Origin of the sequence: Spiroplasma endosymbiont of Lariophagus distinguendus (assembly GCF_023846195.1) — a bacterium.
Lineage (GTDB): Bacteria > Bacillota_I > Bacilli_A > Mycoplasmatales > VBWQ01 > Spiroplasma_E.
Map to the genome: position 1 here is coordinate 1 of NZ_JALMUW010000187.1, position 531 is coordinate 531.

Genomic DNA, 531 nt, shown 5'->3' on the forward strand with positions numbered 1-531 from the left:
TATTTGTTTTCTATTAAATCTTTTCTAACTTTATCAATTTGTTTTCAAAAATCTTCGATTTCTTTTTTGCTTAAATTTTCATCATTAATGATGAAATTACCATTAGTGTCTATTTTTGTTAGTGATCTACTAGCAATTAAGATTGGTCTGATTTTTAAATTAATAATTTTAAAAATTACATCTGTTACTAAGTTATTGTTATCGGAAGTTAATAATATTTGTTTACTTTCATCAAAAGTATTTTTAATACTTTTAATTGCTTCAGAAACTCTTCCTTCGGATTTATTTACTAATATTGAACTTGTCAAAATTATAAAAAAATTTCAGGCAATTTTTGTTGGTTTTTTATTAACTCCACTTTCTGATTTTAGAAATTTTTTAAATAAATTTATATCAACATCTCTAATAAATATTTCTTTAAAATATTTTCTTAGTTTTATTTTTAATTCTTTTTTCGTTCCTATGATTTGACTAAAATCATTTGAAGAAAGTATTCTTTTAACTTTGTTTTTTTGTTTATAATTTAATAAA

Annotated in this window: 1 protein-coding gene; it reads right to left on the reverse strand. The window is 19.6% G+C overall.

Annotated features, from left to right (window positions below; genetic code table 4):
* Positions 1–531 (reverse strand): hypothetical protein (locus M0D11_RS06460; RefSeq protein WP_252321168.1); only part of this gene is annotated, 531 nt, incomplete at both ends.